Source organism: Enterobacter sp. D2, from assembly GCF_034427575.1.
GTDB lineage: Bacteria > Pseudomonadota > Gammaproteobacteria > Enterobacterales > Enterobacteriaceae > Enterobacter > Enterobacter cloacae_M.
In genome coordinates this window covers 92,961-108,238 of record NZ_JAXQPP010000002.1, presented here as the reverse complement: position 1 = coordinate 108,238, position 15,278 = coordinate 92,961, and the positions used below count along the sequence as shown (strand labels likewise).

General features: G+C 55.8%; 16 protein-coding genes. 2 read left to right on the top strand and 14 right to left on the bottom strand.

What is annotated here, in order from left to right; all coding sequences use genetic code 11:
* Positions 1 to 160: 160 nt before the first annotated feature.
* From emrB to SPG90_RS12630, 12 genes are all read right to left on the bottom strand, one after another.
* Entirely contained in the window at positions 161 to 1,708 is a 1,548-nt protein-coding gene (emrB, locus tag SPG90_RS12685) for a multidrug efflux MFS transporter permease subunit EmrB (RefSeq protein WP_023308935.1), read from the bottom strand.
* A gap of 16 nt (positions 1,709 to 1,724) precedes the next feature.
* Positions 1,725 to 2,897 carry a multidrug efflux MFS transporter periplasmic adaptor subunit EmrA gene (emrA, locus tag SPG90_RS12680; RefSeq protein WP_023308934.1) on the bottom strand — a complete coding sequence of 391 codons (1,173 nt, stop codon included), beginning with the start codon at positions 2,895 to 2,897 and terminating at the stop codon, positions 1,725 to 1,727.
* Between the two features lie 126 nt (positions 2,898 to 3,023).
* Positions 3,024 to 3,554 carry a transcriptional repressor MprA gene (mprA, locus tag SPG90_RS12675; protein ID WP_023308933.1) on the bottom strand — a complete coding sequence of 177 codons (531 nt, stop codon included), beginning with the start codon at positions 3,552 to 3,554 and terminating at the stop codon, positions 3,024 to 3,026.
* Positions 3,555 to 3,867: 313 nt separating this feature from the next.
* Positions 3,868 to 5,052, bottom strand: a complete 1,185-nt coding sequence (locus tag SPG90_RS12670; RefSeq protein ID WP_045357559.1) for an MFS transporter — start codon at positions 5,050 to 5,052, stop codon at positions 3,868 to 3,870.
* Between the two features lie 191 nt (positions 5,053 to 5,243).
* Positions 5,244 to 6,239 (bottom strand): glycine betaine/L-proline ABC transporter substrate-binding protein ProX, encoded by a 996-nt coding sequence (gene proX, locus SPG90_RS12665; protein WP_045404718.1) that lies wholly within the window; start codon positions 6,237 to 6,239, stop codon positions 5,244 to 5,246.
* A gap of 9 nt (positions 6,240 to 6,248) precedes the next feature.
* A complete protein-coding gene (proW, locus tag SPG90_RS12660; protein ID WP_322408177.1) occupies positions 6,249 to 7,319 on the bottom strand; it encodes a glycine betaine/L-proline ABC transporter permease ProW in 1,071 nt (356 codons plus the stop codon).
* Positions 7,303 to 8,514, bottom strand: a complete 1,212-nt coding sequence (gene proV, locus SPG90_RS12655; protein ID WP_032660399.1) for a glycine betaine/L-proline ABC transporter ATP-binding protein ProV — start codon at positions 8,512 to 8,514, stop codon at positions 7,303 to 7,305. The genes proW and proV overlap by 17 nt, the downstream gene beginning before the upstream one ends.
* A gap of 331 nt (positions 8,515 to 8,845) precedes the next feature.
* A complete protein-coding gene (nrdF, locus tag SPG90_RS12650) occupies positions 8,846 to 9,805 on the bottom strand; it encodes a class 1b ribonucleoside-diphosphate reductase subunit beta (protein ID WP_023333169.1) in 960 nt (319 codons plus the stop codon).
* A 9-nt stretch (positions 9,806 to 9,814) separates the two neighbouring features.
* On the bottom strand, positions 9,815 to 11,959 hold the full coding sequence (nrdE, locus tag SPG90_RS12645; protein WP_322408176.1) for a class 1b ribonucleoside-diphosphate reductase subunit alpha: 2,145 nt from the start codon (positions 11,957 to 11,959) through the stop codon (positions 9,815 to 9,817).
* Positions 11,932 to 12,342 (bottom strand): class Ib ribonucleoside-diphosphate reductase assembly flavoprotein NrdI, encoded by a 411-nt coding sequence (gene nrdI, locus SPG90_RS12640; RefSeq protein ID WP_023308926.1) that lies wholly within the window; start codon positions 12,340 to 12,342, stop codon positions 11,932 to 11,934. The genes nrdE and nrdI overlap by 28 nt, the downstream gene beginning before the upstream one ends.
* A complete protein-coding gene (nrdH, locus tag SPG90_RS12635) occupies positions 12,339 to 12,578 on the bottom strand; it encodes a glutaredoxin-like protein NrdH (protein ID WP_023308925.1) in 240 nt (79 codons plus the stop codon). The genes nrdI and nrdH overlap by 4 nt, the downstream gene beginning before the upstream one ends.
* A 243-nt stretch (positions 12,579 to 12,821) precedes the next feature.
* Positions 12,822 to 13,148 carry a DUF883 domain-containing protein gene (locus SPG90_RS12630; RefSeq protein ID WP_045404711.1) on the bottom strand — a complete coding sequence of 109 codons (327 nt, stop codon included), beginning with the start codon at positions 13,146 to 13,148 and terminating at the stop codon, positions 12,822 to 12,824.
* A gap of 160 nt (positions 13,149 to 13,308) precedes the next feature.
* On the opposite strand from SPG90_RS12630, the gene SPG90_RS12625 reads away from it, so the two are divergent.
* Positions 13,309 to 13,653, top strand: coding sequence for a DUF2002 family protein (locus tag SPG90_RS12625; protein WP_023308923.1), 345 nt, complete (start codon positions 13,309 to 13,311; stop codon positions 13,651 to 13,653).
* Between the two features lie 32 nt (positions 13,654 to 13,685).
* On the opposite strand, the gene alaE is transcribed toward SPG90_RS12625, so the two are convergent.
* Positions 13,686 to 14,135, bottom strand: a complete 450-nt coding sequence (alaE, locus tag SPG90_RS12620) for an L-alanine exporter AlaE (protein ID WP_045404708.1) — start codon at positions 14,133 to 14,135, stop codon at positions 13,686 to 13,688.
* Between the two features lie 496 nt (positions 14,136 to 14,631).
* Between alaE and stpA the strand changes: the two genes are divergently transcribed.
* A complete protein-coding gene (gene stpA, locus SPG90_RS12615; protein ID WP_032660403.1) occupies positions 14,632 to 15,036 on the top strand; it encodes a DNA-binding protein StpA in 405 nt (134 codons plus the stop codon).
* A 38-nt stretch (positions 15,037 to 15,074) separates the two neighbouring features.
* Here the strand turns inward: stpA and SPG90_RS12610 are convergent, their stop codons facing one another.
* A complete protein-coding gene (locus tag SPG90_RS12610; RefSeq protein ID WP_023308920.1) occupies positions 15,075 to 15,254 on the bottom strand; it encodes a hypothetical protein in 180 nt (59 codons plus the stop codon).
* Positions 15,255 to 15,278: the final 24 nt, after the last annotated feature.

Here is a 15,278-nt window from a genome sequence, read left to right as displayed (position 1 = left end):
ACTATCGTGAATTGATTTCAGGAGCGCTGCTTTATCGGAACTGACAATCGCTGTCGCGTTCAGGACAGGGTGCGGTTTTTTGCCGGATGGCGGCTACGCCTTATCCGGCCTACGTTCGTAGGCCCGGTAAGCGAAGCGCCACCGGGCAACTGTCAAAGGACTAGTGCGCGCCACCGCCGCCGCTACCGGCGCCAAACGGTGGTTTAGCAAACCACACCAGCCCCAGCAGGACGATAAAGATCCCCGCCGATATCCAGAAAATCTCGTTGGCCGAGATAATCAGCCCCTGGTTGGTGATCTGCTGGGCAATCCACCCTGACGCCTGCTGCTCCGTCATGCCCATTCCCTGAAGCTGGTTGTACATCTCCCGGGAGTTAGGGTTGAACGGGTTCACCGCTTCGGTCAGCTGGGCATGGTGCATCGATTCACGGTTCGTCCACAGGGTGGTGGTGATCGACGTACCAATCGAGCCCGCCAGCGTTCGCGTAAAGTTCGACAGGCTCGATGCGGCCGCCATGCGCTCAGGCGGTAAACCGGAAAGCGTGATGGTGGTCAATGGCATAAAGAAGCACGCCACGGCAAAGCCCTGAATAAACTGCGGCCACGCGGACGCGCCAAAGTCCATTCCCGGTTCGAACGTATACGCGCGCCAGTAGAAGCACACGGCGTACATGATAAAGCTGAACGTCACCAGCCGGCGCATGTCGAGCTTGTGGGCGAAGCGGCCAATAATCGGCGACAGCAGAACCGGAATCAATCCAACCGGCGCCGAGGCTAAACCTGCCCAGGTTGCGGTGTAGCCGTATACCTCCTGCAACAGCTGCGGCAGCAGTACAATCGCGCCGAAGTAGAGCATGTAGGCGAGGCTGATACACAGACAGCCTATGGTGAAGTTTCGCGACTTAAACAGCGACAGGTCGACTATCGGGTTATCGTCCGTCAGCTCCCAGACAATCAGGAAGCTCAGCGACACCACCGCGACAATCGTCAGGATGATGATCTCCCTGGAGTTGAACCAGTCCAGCTCTTTGCCCTGGTCGAGCATGACCTGCAGGCTACCGATGCCGACAACCAGCAGTGCCAGACCAATGGCATCGATACGCCGCTGTTCCGTCCGGGTTTCTCTGCCGCGCAGCGACTGGAGCGTCAGCATTACCACGAGGGCGCCAATCGGTACGTTGATGAAGAAGATCCAGCCCCAGTGATAGTTGTCGCTGATATAGCCGCCTAAGATAGGCCCGCAAATCGGCGCGACAATCACGGTCATTGACCACAGCGCCAGCGCGATGGAGCGCTTGGCGGGCGGGTAGTTGTTCAGCAGTAAGCTCTGCGACAGCGGGATCAGCGGCCCGGCAACAATCCCCTGAATGACGCGGAAGAAAATCAGCATCGTCAGGCTGCTGGACATACCGCACGCCCAGGAGGCAAGAACGAACAATACCGTAGACCAGAGGAACAGCTTCACTTCACCGACACGCTTTGCCAGCCAGCCGGTAATCGGAATGGAGATGGCGTTTGCCACCCCAAACGAGGTAATGACCCAGGTCCCCTGGCTCAGCGACGAGCCAAGGTTACCGGCGATAGTCGGGATCGCCACGTTTGCGATGGTGGAGTCCAGCACCTGCATGAATGTCGCCAGCGACAGCGCGATGGTCATAATGACCAGCTGCGCGCCTTCCAGCGGTTTTTGCGGCTTTTGCTGTTGCATAACGCTCACCTTCGGATTAACCGGCGTTTGCCTTCACGATGTCATCGATCAGCTTGTTGACCGGATCGAGGCTAATTTCACGGGCGTTACTTTCATAAGCCGGGCTGCTGCGCACCTGGCTTGCCAGGATCTGACCGTCGCGGTTGGCGGTGTCGACCGTCACCAGCGTAGAGAGGCCGATACGCAGCGGGTGATCCGCCAGCTGTTTGGCATCCAGCTCAATACGCACGGGCAGACGCTGAACCACTTTGATCCAGTTACCGGTGGCGTTTTGCGCAGGCAGCAGGGAGAAAGCGCTGCCGGTCCCCATGTCCAGACCAACCACTTTACCGGTGTACTTCACGTCATCGCCGTAGATGTCGCTGACAACCGTCGCGCTCTGGCCGATACGCATATGGGCAAGCTGCGTCTCTTTAAAGTTGGCGTCTACCCACAGATTGTCTGCCGGCACGACCGCCATCAGCGGCGTGGTTGGGCTAATCTGCGCCCCTGGCTGGACGGAACGACGGGAGACATAGCCGGTCATCGGGCTGACGATTTTGGTACGCTGCAGGGCAAGCCACGCGTTGCGCACTTCGGTCGCCGCCTGCTGTACGGCAGGCTGGTTTTCAAGGCTGGTGCCCAGCACCATCGCCTGGTTGGCGTTGTACTGTTGAATGGCTACATCCAGCTGTGCCTGAGCGCTGGCAACGGCGTCGCGGGCATGCTGCAGCTCTTCACGGCCAATCAGGTTGGCGGTGCCGAGCGGAACGCGGCGGTTCAGGTCGCTCTGCGCCTGCGCCAGCGCCGTTTTCTGCACGTCGATGTTGGCCTGCAGCTGTTTGCTGTTGATCATCAGCTGACGGGTCTGACGGACGCTGGAGGCCAGCGCGGTCTGTGCTTTTTCAAACGCCTGCTGGGCGTCGGTTGGATCGAGGGTCACCAACACATCGCCTTTTTGCACAAAGTCGGTATTGTCAGCCCAGACTTTCGTCACGCTGCCCGACACCTGCGCCATAATTTGTACCTGGTTCCCTGCCACGTACGCGTCGTCAGTCTCTTCAGCATGACGCAGTACTAAAAACCAATAGATCCCATATGCCACGGCAATAATGATAAAGAGCAAGGTCAACAGAAGAAGGGCGCTCTTACGTTTGCCTTTCTTGTTGGCCGGTTGCTGCGGGGTAGTGCTCTCCGCATTTGCGCTCATTGTTGTTCTCCACGATCTTCTTATTTTCACATCGGCTGAGCCGACCTGTTGTCAGAAAGGCCAGCACTGTGACGTGCTGGCCTGTCGGTTTTCTTATGAATCTGGAATGGTGAGCGTGTCGTCGCGTTAGCGCAGCGCCTCAAGAACGGCGCCGTCTTCATCCATCTGGTCCAGACGGGTGAGCAGCTTGCGAGTGATGTGCTCAAGCTGGTCGCGCTCGGCGGTGCTGAGGGCAGACCAGAGTTTGTGCAGGCAATTGTGCTGAGGTGGCAGCACCTCGCGCAGGAACTGGTGACCTTTATCGGTCAGTTGCAGATGCAGGCAGCGGCGATCGTTGTCGCTTTCACGGCGCTCAATCCAGCCGCGCTTTTCGAGTTCATCGGCAATACGGGTCGCATTGGTACGGGAGGAGCCCAGCGCGCAGCTCAGTTCGGAAGGCTGAATGCTGTGATTTTCCTGAGACTCCAGCGTAATCAACGCCATAAACAACGTCTCGTTAATCCCTTGAGCTTTCAGCATTTTATTACGGTTTTCCAGTAGCTTACCCTGCATGTGCATGCACAGGCGAGTCAGCAGGATTTCCTGATACGGGAAGTCCTCATGGCGACTGGCGCGGAATTTAAGCATTTGTTCAATGGGCGTAAACGAACTATCCATTTGGGCATAACCTCATTAATTACAGCCGATATAGTAACGATGGTGACAAATAATGTAAATGAATTATTTGTGCGGTTATATCCGCCAAACTTATGTCACCATCAGAAAGCGCCGGGTAAGTCCGTGACCCGGTGAGCACAGAAAGCGTTGGGTGTGAACCCGCTGAAGAGAGGATGTGAGGACGGGGGTCTGAACTATTCATGCCGATTGTAAATATGTCACCCACATTAAAATTTCTGGGATAAATGATTACGTTTACATTAACAGAGTGAAGGGTCTCTTAACACCCTAAGAGGCCAACTCAATGTAAATGTTAGTTAATTGCATCCTGACGGTGATAACCGCGCCACCATACTACCAGGTTGAGGGTAGCGACGATGGCCCCGATCGCGCATACCCCCGACCAGCCCGCATGCTGCCACGCCGACGCTGAAATAAGCGAACCCGCCGCGCCGCCGATGAAGTAGCTGGTCATGTATCCGGCCGTCAGACGGTTACGCGCCTCTGGCTTCACGCGATAGATGACGGTCTGATTGGTGATGTGAACGCCCTGAACGGTGAGATCGAGCACCAGGATACCGACAATCAGCGCCAGCACCGAGATGTGTCCGTACCAGATCGCCGCCCAGGATAGCAGAAGTAAAACCAGCCCTGCGGAGGTGGTCAGGTGGGATTTGCCCTTGTCGGCCAGCCCGCCAGCGGGACGTGCGCCCAGTGCGCCTGCGGCACCGGCCAGACCGAACAGGCCAATCACCCCTTCGGAATAGTTGAACGGCGGCGCGGCCAGCAGAAACGCCATCGACGTCCAGAGAATGCTGAAGTTAGCGAAGGTGAAACAGCCCAGCAGGGCGCGGGTGCGCAGAAGCTTGTCCTGCGTAAACAGGCTGAAAACGGAGGCCAGCAGCTGAGGATAGTTCAGGTGGTTTTCCTGCTTCACTTTTGGCAGCCCGCGCCACAGCGCCAGCGCCATGATTACCATCAGCACGCTCGCCACCCAGTATACGGTGCGCCAGCCGCCGAGGCTTGCCAGCAGCCCTGCAACGGTACGCGCCAGCAAAATCCCCAGCAGCAGGCCGCTCATGATGGTGCCCACCACCTTGCCGCGTTTTTCCGGGGAGGCGAGGGTTGCGGCGAGCGGGACCAGGATTTGCGCCACCACGGAGAACAGCCCCGTAAGCGCGGTTCCGACGATCATCATCGTCAGCGACTGGCTGCTGGCGGTGATCAGCATCCCACCGGCGGCCAGCAGGGTCATGGAGACAATCAGCATTCGGCGTTCAAACATATCGCCGAGCGGCACCAGGAACAGCAGCCCGGCGGCATAGCCCAGCTGGGCAGCGGTAACGATAAAGCCTGCGGAGCTGGCGGAGAGATTGAACGCGCGGGCGATGGTGTCGAGAAGAGGCTGCGCGTAATAGTTGCTGGCGACCGCCAGACCCGTTGCCACGGACATTAAAAGGATGAGTGCGGGGCTAAGCCCTTGAGCTGTTTTTGTCATTAGTTTCAGGAATCGTTAGTTGAGTGATTATTTTTCCGGAAACCATAATAGCTAATGATTGTGAATAGTGGGGGATTGTTGGGTGATGTATTGTGCGGTTTAGGTGAATGGTGCGGTCTGGTGCCCTCACCCTAACCCTCTCCCACAGGGAGAGGGAACGCTAACAGAGAGCCGGGGTGAGGGAAAATGTTTTACTTCTGCGCTTCAAGCGCCTCTTTCACCCAGCCGTCAAACTGCTGCTGGTGGGCCTTGATCCAGCCGTCGACGTGGCCTTTCACATCCGCTTCAGACGATTTGCCCGCATGCATCATCGCGTTCTGGGCATTGATGTCCGCCAGCGGCAGCTTCATTACCGAGAACAGCTTCGCCGCCGCCGGGTTTTTCTCCGCCCAGGCTTTGTTGGCCACGATATGCATGGTGTTCACCGGGAAGCCGTAGTTCATGCCGTTCGGCAGTTTGGTGTCGATATCCTTCTGCTCGCCCGGAAGGGAGGAGAACGGCACCTGCAGCCACACCACGTCTTTGCCCGGCTTCAGCACGTCGCTCACCCAGTACGGCGTCCAGGTGTAGTAGATCACCGGTTTACCCTCTTTGAAGCGGGCAATGGTGTCGGCCATCATCGCTGAATAGTTGCCGTGGCTCACGTCGACCGTTTTCGCCAGATCGAAAGCTTTGTTCTGGTGGTTAATCACCGCTTCACAGCCCCAGCCCGGCGAGCAGCCCATCATGTCGGCCTTGCCGTCGCCGTTGGTGTCGAACAGTTTGGCGATCTTCGGATCTTTCAGCTGTTCAATGTTGGTGATGTGGTACTGGTCGGCAGTTTTCTTGTCGATCAGATACCCCTGCGCCGCGCCCGTCACGAAGGTGCCTTCGCGGTAGAACTTCTTGTCGCCACCGGCGGCGGCATACATGTCGTCGTGCAGCGGCTGCCAGTTCACCGCGGTAAAGGTGGCGTCACCAGAGGCAATCGACGTGTAGCCTACGTTGTAGTCCACTTCGCTCGGCGTGTTAACCGTGTAGCCCAGCTTCTCCAGCGCGCGGCTGACGATCAGAGTCTGGAAGCTCTCTTCCGAAATGGTGCTCTGCACCGGCTGCACGGTAATGCCTTTACCCGGCAGGTCAGCCGCAAACGCGCTGGTGGAGACAAGGGTGGCAAACGCTGTGGCAAAAAGTACGTTATGTCGCATCGTTGTTCCTTATTTTGATTTCGAGAAAGGGCGGGTGAGTAACCCGACAGGGCCGGTGGTATACCAGCGACGGTTGCCGCGACTGCGTGAATCACGACCGACTGCCTGGGTCAGGCGGTCAAGGATAATGGCGAGGATCACAATGCCGACGCCGCCGACGGTGGCCAGCCCCATATCGAGACGGCCAATGCCGCGCAGCACCATCTGGCCCAGACCGCCAACAGCGATCATCGAGGCGATCACCACCATCGACAGGGCCAGCATCAGCGTCTGGTTAACGCCCGCCATGATGGTTGGCATCGCCAGCGGGAGCTGAACCTTAAACAGCATCTGGCGCGGGCTGGCGCCGAACGAGCGTGACGCTTCGATCAGGTCCGCAGGCACCTGGTTAATCCCCAGAATGGTCAGACGAATAATCGGCGGCAGGGCGAAGATAATGGTCACCACCACGCCCGGCACGTTGCCGATACCAAACAGCATTACGATAGGCACCAGATAGACGAACGCCGGGGTGGTCTGCATCGCATCCAGCAGCGGACGAATAATCTTCGCTGCCCGCGGGCTGCGCGCCAGCCAGATCCCCATCGGCAGGCCGATGACAATGCAAAAGAGCAGGGCGGTCAGCACCAGCGCCAGGGTGATCATCGCCTGCGACCACGCGCCAATTGCGCCAATGGCAATCAGCGAGATCAGCGTGGCGATCCCCATCCCCGCGCTACCGAACTGCCAGGCAATCAGGGAGAACAGGATAATCGCCACCGGCGCCGGCATGCCCAGCATCAGCTGCTGGAAGCCGTTCAGGATGTAATCCACCGGGACGCGGATCCCCTGGAAGACCGGACGGAAGTGCGTGACCACCCAGTCGATCCCCTCTGTGACCCAGCTGTCCAGCGGGATCAGCGTTTTATGGAACGGATCCATGATGTTGAAATGTTCTGGCGCAGGCGCGGGTGCGCTGTTCAGCCAGTCTGCCGCGCCGCCGCCATCGGCAGGAGCGGGCGTGGAACCCCACGCGTCGGTGGATTGCGCAGCGCTGTCCGCTGCCTCAGTGGTGCCCCACGGGTTAGATTGATCGGTCATTGTTTGCCCCCTCGCGATCTAAAGCCTGCAGCAGCATCCGTTTTGAGATGATGCCGACGTACTGTTGTTCCTCACCGACGACCGGCACGGCGCACGGCGCCTGGCCTACGTGAGAGAGCAACTCGCTGAGCGGCGTTTCGGCGTCCACGGCAAGCGGAGCGTCAATTAACGCCGCATCGATTCCCTGGTTCTCAGTGAGAGCCGTTTTCAGGGAGTCGATGGAGACAATGCCAACAAATTTATTGCCGCGTTCAACCAGATATCCGTATTCACGGTCTTCGTCCTGCAGCAGCTTAAGCGCCGAGCGCGGGCCGAAGCCTGGCGTTTTACGGATAATGCCGTTTGGCGTTCGACGGGCAATATCTTTGGCGCTAAAGACCTGGCTAATATCCACGCCGCGGAAGAAGGTGCGGACATAATCGTTCGCCGGATTATTGAGAATTTCATCCGGCGTGCCGACCTGCACCACTTCACCGTTTTGCATAATGGCAATGCGGTCGCCAATACGCATGGCTTCATCCAGATCGTGGGAAATAAAGACAATAGTTCGCTGATGTTTAGCCTGTAATTTTACCAGCTCGTCCTGCATCTCGGTACGAATTAACGGATCGAGGGCGGAGAAGGCTTCATCCATTAATAATATGTCTGGATTAATGGCTAATGCACGGGCTAATCCCACGCGCTGACGCATACCGCCGGAAAGTTCATCCGGATACGCATGCGCATAATTTTCCAGCCCGACCTGACGCAGCGCATCAAGGGCTTTTTCCTGACGTTCCTGAGCCGGCGTGCCGGCTAATTCCATGCCGAAAGCGGTATTATCCAGCACCGTCATGTGCGGCATCAGCGCGAATGACTGGAACACCATTGCAATCTTCTTTCTGCGCACCTCGCGAAGCTCTGCGTCTGATATTCTGGCGATATCCACGCCGTCAATCAGCACCTGTCCGCGGGTGGGTTCAATCAGGCGATTGAGAAGGCGAACCATAGTGGATTTACCCGAACCGGATAATCCCATGATGACAAAAATCTCGCCTTCTTCAATGGCCAGACTGGCGTCTTTAACGCCAAGCGATAGCCCGGTTTTTTCCAGAATTTGCTCTTTCGTAAGGCCTTTCTCAATATATTTGAATGCGCGCTGCGGATGCTCGCCAAATACTTTATAAAGATTTTTCACTTCTAATTTAATTGCCATGCAATAGAGAGTGTCCTGTTATTTGTTTATGCCGATATGATTACCATGGTAAATTGTTAACGGGCATAACCCTAACATACTGAGAATCTGAGACAACCCTGAGTCGGGATGAAGGCAAAATTTTGACGCAAGCGAAACGGCTGAATTTCCCATGAATAAAGGGCTGAGGGCGATTTGAATTTTTCTCAATTTTTTGCTGCTGCATCGTGAAATTTCGCCTGAACCGGAATGATTCAGGCGAATATGACGTGGAAATTACAGTGTAGTTGTTTTGTAAATATTAGAGTGGGAATTGTTGGGTTTATATTAAATTAACGAACGTTAGCGTTCATCAAAAATCCCAGTCTTCATCCTCGGTTTCCACCGCTTTGCCCATCACGTACGATGAGCCCGATCCCGAGAAGAAATCGTGGTTTTCGTCGGCATTGGGCGACAGCGCGGCCAGAATCGCCGGGTTCACCTCCGCCATCTCCGGCGGGAACAGCGCGTCGTAGCCCAGGTTCATCAGCGCCTTGTTGGCGTTGTAGCAGAGGAAGGCCTTCACGTCGTCCTCCCAGCCGGTGCCGGCGTAGAGTTCCTCCGTATAGCTCAGCTCGTTGTCGTACAGATCCATCAGCAAATCGAGCGCAAAGCCTTTAAGCTCCTCGCGCTTCGCCTCGCTGACTTTCTCCAGTCCTTTCTGATACTTATAGCCAATGTAATACCCGTGCACCGCTTCATCACGAATGATGAGCCGAATCAAATCGGCGGTGTTGGTGAGCTTGCCCCGGCTCGACCAGTACATGGGCAGCCAGAAGCCGGAATAGAAGAGGAAAGATTCCAGGAACACGCTGGCGATCTTCTTCTTCAGCGGCTCGTCGGCGCGGTAATATTCCAGAACCAGCTCCGCCTTTCTCTGTAATGACTCGCTCTCTTCACTCCAGGCGTAGGCTGCGTCCACGTCTTTGGTCTGGCACAGGGTCGAGAAAATCGAGCTGTAGGAGCGGGCATGCACCGCCTCCATAAAGCTTATGTTCGACATCACCGCCTCTTCGTGCGGCGTCAGCGCGTCGCTCATCAGAGCCGGTGCACCGACGGTATTCTGAATGGTGTCCAGCAGCGTCAGGCCGGTAAAGACGCGGATCGTCAGCTGCTGTTCGGCGTGGCCGAGCGTTTGCCAGGCCGGAATATCGTTGGAGAGCGGGACCTTTTCCGGCAGCCAGAAGTTGCTGGTGAGGCGGTTCCACACCTCCAGATCTTTATCGTCCTGAATCTTGTTCCAGTTAACGGCACTCACGCGTGACAGTTTCATCCTTTCTCCTTACAGCGCGCAGGACACGCAGCCTTCGATTTCGGTTCCTTCCAGCGCAAGCTGGCGCAGGCGAATGTAGTAGAGCGTTTTGATGCCTTTCTTCCAGGCGTAGATCTGCGCTCTGTTGATATCCCGCGTGGTGGCGGTGTCCGGGAAGAACAGCGTAAGCGACAGTCCCTGATCCACGTGTTTCGTCGCCTCGGCGTAGGTATCGATGATTTTTTCCGGGCCGATCTCATACGCGTCCTGATACAGCGCCAGGTTCTCATTGGTCATAAACGGGGCAGGGTAGTAAACGCGCCCGGTTTTGCCTTCCTTACGAATTTCAATTTTCGACACGATCGGGTGAATGCTCGACGTGGCGTGGTTGATGTAGGAGATCGATCCGGTCGGCGGCACCGCCTGCAGGTTCTGGTTATAAATGCCGTAGCGCATCACGTCGTCACGCAGCTGCTGCCACATCTCGCGCGTCGGCAGGGTAATCCCCGCGCGGGCAAACAGTTCGCGCACTTTTTCGGTTTTCGGCTGCCAGTCGCCTTCAAGATACTGGCTGAAATAGGCTCCGCTGGCGTAACGGGAGTGCTCAAAGCCCGCGAACCGCTGGCTGCGCTCGCGCGCCAGCATCATCGAGGTGTGCAGCGCGTGCCAGGTAATGGTGTAGAAATAGAGGTTGGTGAAATCCAGCCCTTCCGGACTGCCGTAGGCGATACCTTCGCGCGCCAGATAGCCGTGCAGGTTCATCTGCCCCAGACCGATGGCGTGCGAAGCGGCGTTGCCCGCTTCAATAGACGGTACGCTGCGGATGTGGCTCATGTCCGACACCGCCGTCAGCCCGCGAACGGCGGTTTCTATCGTGCGGCCAAAGTCGGGGGAATCCATGGTGTGGGCAATATTCAGCGACCCGAGGTTGCAGGAGATATCCTTGCCGATGTCCGCGTAGTCCAGGTTTTCGTCGTAGGTAGACGCGCTGTTGACCTGCAAAATCTCCGAGCACAGGTTGCTCATGTTGATGCGCCCGGCAATCGGGTTCGCGCGGTTCACCGTATCCTCAAACATGATATACGGATAGCCGGACTCAAACTGGATCTCCGCAAGCGTCTGGAAGAAATCGCGGGCATTGATGGTTTTTTTGCGGATGCGATCGTCGGCCAGCAGCTCGTCGTACAGCTCGCTGATGGCCACGTCGCCAAAGGCTTTGCCGTAGATTCGCTCAACGTCATACGGCGAGAAAAGCGCCATCTCGGCATTCTCTTTGGCGAGCTTAAAAGTGATATCCGGGATCACCACGCCAAGCGACAGCGTTTTGATGCGAATTTTTTCGTCGGCGTTTTCACGTTTGGTATCAAGAAAACGCAGAATGTCCGGGTGGTGCGCGTGCAGGTAAACCGCGCCCGCACCCTGACGCGCGCCAAGCTGGTTGGCATAGGAGAAGGCATCTTCCAGCATCTTCATCACCGGGATCACGCCGGAGGACTGGTTTTCGATGCGCTTGATCGGCGCGCCCGCTTCACGCAGGTTCGAGAGCAGAAACGCCACGCCGCCGCCGCGTTTGGAAAGCTGCAGCGCCGAGTTCACCGCGCGGCCAATCGACTCCATATTGTCTTCGATACGCAGCAGAAAACAGGAAACCAGCTCGCCGCGCTGGGCTTTGCCGCAGTTGAGAAAGGTCGGCGTGGCGGGCTGGAAGCGGCCGGAGAGGATCTCGTCGGCGAGCTGCTCCGCCAGCGCTTCATCGCCCTGCGCCAGCGTCAGCGCCACCATCGCCACGCGATCTTCAAAGCTCTCTAAGTAGCGCTTGCCGTCAAAGGTCTTCAGCGTGTAGCTGGTGTAGTACTTCCACGCGCCGAGGAAGGTCTGGAAACGAAAGCCGCTGGCGTGGGCGCGTTCAAACAGCTTCACCACAAAGGCGCGGTCGTAGCGGGTGAGCGTGCGCGCGTCGTAGTAGCCCTCGTTCACCAGATAGTCGAGACGTTCATTCTGGCTCGCAAACGTCACGCTGTTGGGCCGCACGTGGGCGGCAAAAAAGGCGTCCACCGCCTCACGATCTTTCTCGAACTGAATGCGTCCCTCCCGATCGTAGAGGTTAAGCATGGCGTTTAATGCATGGTAATCCGGTGTCGCCTGAATCACCCGTTCTGCGGTTGTCGTTGCCAAAATTCGTTCACTCCTTTACGCACGTTTTCGACGTCCTGCTGTGTCCCCATCAGCTCAAAACGATAGAGATACGGCACGCCGCATTTTTGAGAAATGACATCCCCGGCGCGGCCGAAGGCATCGCCGAAATTGCGATTCCCCGCCGCGATCACTCCGCGAATCAGCCCGCGGTTGTGAGGATCGTTCAGAAAGCGGATCACCTGGCGAGGCACGGCTCCTGCCGTGCCGCCTCCGCCATAGCTGGGCACCACCAGAATGTACGGTTCATCTACCCGGATCCGCTCCCGCTCGTTCAGCGGAATGCGCACCGCAGGCAGCCCGACGCGCTCAATAAAGCGGAGCGTGTTTTCCGAGCTGCTGGAGAAGTAGACCAGCCCGCTCATGCACGCGTGGCCTGAGCGCTCAGGCGGTTAATCATGTCCGGGCGGAAGCCAGACCAGCTTGTCTCCCCGGCGACCACCACCGGAAGCTGACGAAAACCCTGCTTGCGCAGGGTGTCTGCGGCCTCGGGGACCTGGTCAACATTCACCATTTCAAACGCCACGCCGCGGCTTTCCATTGCCCGTTTGGTCGCGTGGCACTGAACACAATCGTTACGAGTGTAAATAATAATGCTCATGATTCGTATTTCCATTTAAAATGAGGGTGCGGCGCGAATCATCGCGTCAGGTTGTGTGTATCTTGCTAAAAGGAATACTAGATGTAGTTGTCTTAAGTTTCAACCATACAAGATATGGGAAATTTAGATTAATATCGCCCCTGTGATGAGCACAGCGGGGCAGGGCAGGCTGTACGGGTTTTTCAGGCTTACGGGCATAAAAAAGCCCCGGCGCCTGAGGCTACCGGGGCAGAATACGCGGGATTATTTACGCAGGCTGAGCAGGGCACCGACGAAGATGCCGACCGCCGCGACGGTTCCCAGAGTACATAGCGGTTTTTCACGCACGAAGGTCGTAGCACAGCTTGCCATATCGCAGGCAGCCTGCGTGGCGCGTGAACGTCCGTTCATACGGGCGCGGGTTTCACGGAGCAGAGACTGAGCCTTACGCTTTGCGGCTTCCGCTTCGTCCTTCGCGTCACTTCCCCAGGACTTCAGCACCTCTTCCAGCGTGTCCGCTAATTGGCTGACATCATTACGAATATCCTGAGCGTCGTCGTTAATATCGTTTCGGTTCGGTCTGTTAAACATACGATCCTCCGTAATTTTGTGTTCCCGTTCAGTTTAGTTCAGAAATTTAATATCTGAAGCGCATCACGCGTTATCCGGCAGTTTATGGACTATTCTGAAAGCCCTGCTATTGCTGAATACTGTAAGGTTGCCGGGCAGGAAAAGATAACGAGGAAAAGATATGTATTTACGACCTGACGAGGTGGCACGCGTTCTTGAAAAAGAGGGATTCACCATGGATGAGGTGACGCCAAAAGCGTATGGATATCGCCGCGGCGAGAATTATGTTTATGTTAATCGCGAAGCAAGAATGGGACGTACCGCTCTCATTATTCACCCGACGCTGAAAGACAGAAGTTTGTCATTTGCTGAGCCTGCCTCGGATATTAAAACCTGCGATCATTATCAGCAATTTCCGCTCTATTTAGGCGGTGAACGGCATGAGCATTACGGTATTCCGCACGGTTTCAGTTCGCGTATGGCGCTGGAGCGATTTTTGAAGGGACTGTTTGGCGACGTACAGTAAATCCGCGACTGGCGTGCGCCAGTCGCTTCACATCACGCTTTTGCCTGGCTGTACTGGCTGACCTTAAACAGGCGGCGGCAATAGTCGAGGAAATAGCCGTAAACGGCTCCCATCAACATCGAAATAACAATATTCGAACTGACCGCCGCAGCGATCTGGTGCCAGTCTGCACCGACTGTCAGGAGAATGGCCACGTAAACCGGCGACTGGAACGTCACATACGCCAGAACGTCCGCCAGGTTTTTCACCCAGCCTGCTGGGCTGATACGACGCGCGAAACGCATTACCGCATCGCGGTATAAACCGTAAGGCCATGCAATAATAATATTGACCGGGATCGCCACCAGACGAGAAGAAAACGACTGCTCGAAGGACATTCCGGAGAGGAATATTTCGATCAGCATGTTCACGACGGAACAGTAAACAACCATCGCGAAAGTATCCGCCACCGCGTGGCGCAGGCGAGATTGCGGCGAGAACATGTCTGAACTCCTTGAGAAGAACACAAAAGAAACGATTTTCCTTCAGCGGTTAGTGCTTTAGGTTGGTTTGTTTGACGTGTATAGCGTATATCTCTGCGTTTGAACTAACAACTAGTGATAAATTTTTATTTAATCGCCTTTTGTCCACAAAATTCTCTAAAGTTGTTCGTTTTTTGTTCCGATCGTTATAATCTGTCTTGTTTGATGGTTATTGCATTAAAATCAATGAGTTGGTTTTGTTAGTGGCTAAAGTCAGGAATCCTCCACCTGACGCGGCGCAGTATGCTGTAATTTGGATTAAAGTTGGCCATTTATATTAATGGAGTGATTGGATTCATCGATGTCCTGTCAGCACCTTGCGCTATTATTAACAGTGAGTTCTAAATATATTTACACTGATGCCCGTACGGACCCTTGGGTAGATATTTCAACTCAAATGAATTATTCTGTCGGCGATTTATCTATTTACCCCCCAAAGAAAAGGTTTTCAAATAATATGTCTTTGACGTTACAGAATCTTAATAATATCCGAACCCTGCGCGCCATGGCGCGTGAATTATCCCTGGACGTTCTTGAGGAAATGCTGGAAAAGGTCAGGGTCGTTACTGAAGAGAAACGCAGCGAGCTGACGGAATTAGAGCAGCAGCGTGCTGAGCAGCAGGAAAAAATTAATGCCCTGCTGGAGCTGATGAAAGCTGATGGTATTTCACCGACTGACCTGCTGGGTTCTGAACTAGCGCAGACGGGTAAGCCAGCGAAAAAGCGTAAGCCGCGTGAAGCAAAATATCGCTTTATTGACCAGAACGGCGAAGAGAAAACGTGGACCGGCCAGGGCCGCACGCCGAAGCCTATCGCCAGCGCGCTGGCAGACGGTAAATCACTGGATGATTTTCTGATCTAACGAATGAGCCGGGCGGAACACGCCGCCCGGCTGACTGTTCAGCAGACGCCGAAATCGCCTTCTTCGGTATAAGGCGCCACATCGGCGGCTTTCAGCGTATATTTCTCGCCTTGCTCATTGCTGGCCTGGACCGCCACAATGCTGTCACCGTTTACTTCGAGCACTTTCAGTTTCGGGCCGCCTTTACGCGGTTGCACATAATCACCGACAGAAAACATATTACCTCCTCATCGTTTTAGCGA

Excerpts from the sequence above, each read along its gene's own strand:
- emrB (WP_023308935.1), bottom strand. The coding sequence starts at position 1,708 with ATGCAACAGCAAAAGCCGCAAAAACCGCTGGAAGGCGCGCAGCTGGTC.
- emrA (WP_023308934.1), bottom strand. The coding sequence starts at position 2,897 with ATGAGCGCAAATGCGGAGAGCACTACCCCGCAGCAACCGGCCAACAAG.
- mprA (WP_023308933.1), bottom strand. The coding sequence starts at position 3,554 with ATGGATAGTTCGTTTACGCCCATTGAACAAATGCTTAAATTCCGCGCC.
- SPG90_RS12670 (WP_045357559.1), bottom strand. The coding sequence starts at position 5,052 with ATGACAAAAACAGCTCAAGGGCTTAGCCCCGCACTCATCCTTTTAATG.
- proX (WP_045404718.1), bottom strand. The coding sequence starts at position 6,239 with ATGCGACATAACGTACTTTTTGCCACAGCGTTTGCCACCCTTGTCTCC.
- proW (WP_322408177.1), bottom strand. The coding sequence starts at position 7,319 with ATGACCGATCAATCTAACCCGTGGGGCACCACTGAGGCAGCGGACAGC.
- proV (WP_032660399.1), bottom strand. The coding sequence starts at position 8,514 with ATGGCAATTAAATTAGAAGTGAAAAATCTTTATAAAGTATTTGGCGAG.
- nrdF (WP_023333169.1), bottom strand. The coding sequence starts at position 9,805 with ATGAAACTGTCACGCGTGAGTGCCGTTAACTGGAACAAGATTCAGGAC.
- nrdI (WP_023308926.1), bottom strand. The coding sequence starts at position 12,342 with ATGAGCGGGCTGGTCTACTTCTCCAGCAGCTCGGAAAACACGCTCCGC.
- nrdH (WP_023308925.1), bottom strand. The coding sequence starts at position 12,578 with ATGAGCATTATTATTTACACTCGTAACGATTGTGTTCAGTGCCACGCG.
- SPG90_RS12630 (WP_045404711.1), bottom strand. The coding sequence starts at position 13,148 with ATGTTTAACAGACCGAACCGAAACGATATTAACGACGACGCTCAGGAT.
- SPG90_RS12625 (WP_023308923.1), top strand. The coding sequence starts at position 13,309 with ATGTATTTACGACCTGACGAGGTGGCACGCGTTCTTGAAAAAGAGGGA.
- alaE (WP_045404708.1), bottom strand. The coding sequence starts at position 14,135 with ATGTTCTCGCCGCAATCTCGCCTGCGCCACGCGGTGGCGGATACTTTC.
- stpA (WP_032660403.1), top strand. The coding sequence starts at position 14,632 with ATGTCTTTGACGTTACAGAATCTTAATAATATCCGAACCCTGCGCGCC.
- SPG90_RS12610 (WP_023308920.1), bottom strand. The coding sequence starts at position 15,254 with ATGTTTTCTGTCGGTGATTATGTGCAACCGCGTAAAGGCGGCCCGAAA.